Annotated in this window: 4 protein-coding genes and 1 tRNA gene; 1 reads left to right on the top strand and 4 read right to left on the bottom strand. The window is 66.7% G+C overall.

Features of this window, described 5'->3' with window-relative positions:
* Positions 1 to 247: 247 nt before the first annotated feature.
* From BMY74_RS43995 to BMY74_RS43980, 4 genes are all read right to left on the bottom strand, one after another.
* Positions 248 to 904, bottom strand: coding sequence for an NAD(P)H-binding protein (locus BMY74_RS43995; protein ID WP_089928504.1), 657 nt, complete (start codon positions 902 to 904; stop codon positions 248 to 250).
* Between the two features lie 45 nt (positions 905 to 949).
* The gene (locus BMY74_RS43990; RefSeq protein WP_089928501.1) at positions 950 to 1,567 is read right to left on the bottom strand and encodes a hypothetical protein; all 618 of its coding nucleotides are present in this window, start codon (positions 1,565 to 1,567) and stop codon (positions 950 to 952) included.
* Positions 1,568 to 1,882: 315 nt separating this feature from the next.
* Entirely contained in the window at positions 1,883 to 2,668 is a 786-nt protein-coding gene (locus BMY74_RS43985) for an NADP-dependent oxidoreductase (RefSeq protein WP_089928496.1), read from the bottom strand.
* Between the two features lie 116 nt (positions 2,669 to 2,784).
* Positions 2,785 to 2,867: transfer RNA gene (locus tag BMY74_RS43980), tRNA-Leu, on the bottom strand.
* Between the two features lie 117 nt (positions 2,868 to 2,984).
* Here BMY74_RS43980 and BMY74_RS43975 point away from each other — a divergent pair.
* Positions 2,985 to 3,622: DUF3662 domain-containing protein (locus tag BMY74_RS43975; protein WP_143091981.1), on the top strand; the 638-nt coding region annotated here is incomplete at its 3' end.

The raw sequence follows: 3,622 nt of genomic DNA, 5'->3' as shown, positions 1-3,622 counted from the left end.
CGCCACGCTTTTCGGCGGTTTGACACCCCTCCTCAGGTGTGGCCCGCTCTTGGTGCGACTTGGGATGGGACCCCACCGCCACCGCAACCAAACTAAGCAACAGGCAGCCGCTCTAAGCAACAGGCGTGCCATCTACCTGCCCCCAGCGCTGGCCCCCATCTCAGATTGCCGGGGTCTGGGGCAGAGCCCCAGGGGAAGCACGCAACAGCAACAGGCCGCACGCAAAAGAACCACGGACCGAACAGGCTCAAAGAACGGCCTGAACCGCCTCAACCACAGGAGTCTCACCATTGGTGAGCTCCAAGGTCTTCCCGATCGTGTTCCGAGCGCCAACCAACTCCGCCAACACAGCGGCAACATCAGCCCGAGTGACCGAAGCCCGAGGCAACCGAGGCGCAGCAAGGGTCACCAGCCCAGTCGCAGGATCGTCAACCAACGGCCCAGGCCGAAGGATCGTCCACTCCAGATCCCGCTCCCGCAGATCCTCCTCAGCCAGCTTCTTGGCCTTCAGATAAACCGCGAACGAAGGATCCATCTCAGGGGAGTCAGCGGCTTCGATCCCCACCGTCGACACCTGCAGGAACCGCCGCACCCCCGCCTCCACGGCAGCGGAGGCGAAGAGCGCAGCGGCCCCGTAGTCCACGGTGTCCTTGCGGGCGGCACCGGATCCGGCACCAGCCCCAGCGGCGAACACGGCCGCGTCAGCGCCGTTCAAATACGAGGCGACCGAGTCCAGATCGGCGGACTCCAGGTCGCACAACACCGGAACGGCTCCGGCTTCCTGCACGTCACCAAAATGATCGGGATTGCGGACCAGTGCGGTGGCGGTGTCCCCACGGGCGGCCAGCTGCTGCTCCAGGAGCAGCGCGATCTGCCCGTGCCCACCGGCTATGACTACTCGCATGGTCCGACCGTAGATCAGTGATCCGCTGCCGGCACGACGCGTGGATCAGGAGGCGGTGGCGAGGACCTGCTCGTAGACCAGCTCGTTGACCCAGCGGGTGATGGCGGTGTCCTCGGCGGGCGCGTTCTCCTGGCGGCCGGACACGTCGACGGAGAGGTCCTTCTCGTCGTCGGCCAGCAGGACGGAGACGCCGTAGCGGCGGACGCGCGGCAGGCAGTTCGCGAGGTAGTCGTGCGAGAAGGCGACCGACTCGGGGAGGACGACCGCGGCGTTGCCGTAGCGGGCGAAGGGAACCGCGGAGGCCAGGGCGGTGCGCCAGTGGCGGGCGACGGCCAGGACGCCGACGATGCGGACGGCGGCCGGCGGGACGCGGCCTTCCATCTCCGGCCACACCCAGGTGGAGACGGTGGTCTTGTCGGCCTCGGGGCCCGCACCCACGCACACGCGCTCGGCGTGGGCGTCGGCCAGCAGTTCGGCCACGACGACGACCTTGCGGCCCATGAGGACCATTTCGGGGAGAACCACACCGTGCCAGCCGAGGCGGATCGCCGCAGCGGCTGCCAACTCCTCGACGGACGCGGGCAGTTCCGGAACCGGGACCGGGGTGGTCGACAGACCGTTCGAGCTGTCGAGTGCCGCGATCCTTGCTGGGGTGCTGCTCACGCCAGTGCCTCCTCGTCACCCGCGGCGGGAGATCCGCCACGTTTCGACTCGTGCTCTGGATAAGGATTAGCAGGAAGCGCACGGCCCGCCCCCAGGTCACAGGACCCCCTGCGATCGACGGCGCCGACCGGTCGGTGACCGGTCGAGGAATGGCGAGGGGAGTTCGGTCCTACGGTGCTGCCGTCTGGGTGACGTTAATCCGTATGGACGCACCAAAAGACCTGCTCAAAGTGGGTACTCCAGGCGTGGCGGCGAAATGCCGCTCACCGGCGCCGGTCGCCGCCCGCCGACCGTTCACCGCGCCAGAACGACCACCTACATGATGATCACTGTCTTACCCGGTCCGTGACCTGCGAAAACATCAACAGCGTCGCGCAACGGCACACGCCGCGAAATCGGCACTTCCAGGTCGCCGGCCTGCACCAACGACGAGAGGTGCACCAACGCCTCTCGCGAGCCCTTCATGCCGAAGTTCTGCGCGGAGTCGGCGGACACGTAGTTGGTGTTGAAGGCCAACGGCGCGTAGCGCGCGTTCGCCTCGAACGACGAACGGTCTGTGCTGACGAGGTCGATCAGCGCGTCGGCCTCCACAAGAGAGTCGCCGCGGCCGATCGGGATCACGCGCTTCCCGGCCGCACGGGCGATCTGGACGGCGAACGACCCGACGCCGCCGAACGCACCAACGACCAGAACGGACCGAGAGTCGCCGAGCGACTCGACCAACTGCAGAGCGGCCATGCCGGCAGTGGGCAATGCGGCGGCCACGGCGGGATCCATGTCATCCGGCAACGGGGCCAACGGGTTTCCGGCCGGAACTGTGACGTACTCGGCGTATGTACCGCCGCCGACGGGGCGACGGAAGAACGTTCCGAAAATCCTCTCCCCCGACCCTTCCACCACTCCCGCACCATCGGTTCCGGGAACCAACGGGAACTGATGTGGAGCGGAGTCGCGGAGCATCCCGTTCACGACTTTGCGGTCGAACGGGTTCACGCTCGCGGCGAGCACCCGGACCTTCAACTCGTTCGGGCCCGCCTCGGGCTCGGGGAGCTCGACCAGGTCGAGGTCCGCGCCGAAGTCGGCCGCCGCGATCGCCCACATGGTGCCCCCCGAACGAGTGACAGACATCACCCGGTGGATCAAGGAATCCGATACTGCCGATCAACGAAAGAACCCCCCTCGCGATTTCCGCGAGAGGGGTTCTCTCTGTCTATCTATGGGCAAGGGGGGAGTTGAACCCCCACGTCCTTTCGGACACACGGACCTGAACCGTGCGCGTCTGCCATTCCGCCACTTGCCCCTGGAGACGTTGGAAACACTAGCACGCGTCCAAACCAGGTTCCTAATCGCCCCCTGTAGGCCCGGTCGTACCCGGATACGATCGGTACAGGAGCCCGTCCGCGCGGAAGGAGTCGACATGGGCCTGCAACGCTTCGAGCGCAAGCTGGAAGGTCTGGTCGGCAACACCTTCGCGCGCGTGTTCGGCGGCAGCGTCGTGCCCCAAGAGGTGGCACAGGCACTGCAACGGGAGGGTGACAGCAACATCCGCGAACTCGCGGGTGGCAGACTGCTAGCCCCCAACCACTACAAGGTGCTCCTCGGACCTCAGGACCACGAACGTCTTGCGGGCGACGAGCAGGATGAACTACGCATCACACAGCTTCTCGCAGAGGGCCTGCGAGAGCACCTGGCCGAGTCCGGATGGGATACCTATGGTGACGTCGTAGTCTCCCTGGAGCGCTCCGAGGCGCTGCACACCGGACAGTTCCGAACCAGCTCGTCCGTCGACCCCGACGTGAAAGCGGCCAGCCGACGGTCAGCACCACCTCGCACCGCAGGAGACCGATCCATGAGCCAGCCACCCGGCTACGGACAAGGACAGGGCCAGCCCGGCCAGGACCCTTATGGTCAGGGCGGCTACGGCCAGCAGGGTTACGACCAGCAGGGCTATGACCAGCAGCAGGGCTACGGCCAGCCGCAGGGTTATGGCCAGCAGGGGCACGACCAGGGCTACGGCCAGCAGCAGGGCTACGGCCAGCAGGGCTACGACCAGGG

The sequence above is a fragment of the Lentzea albida genome, assembly GCF_900111005.1.
Lineage (GTDB): Bacteria > Actinomycetota > Actinomycetes > Mycobacteriales > Pseudonocardiaceae > Lentzea > Lentzea albida.
Note: the sequence above shows the minus strand (reverse complement) of the source record. Positions and strands in the feature narration are given on the sequence as shown.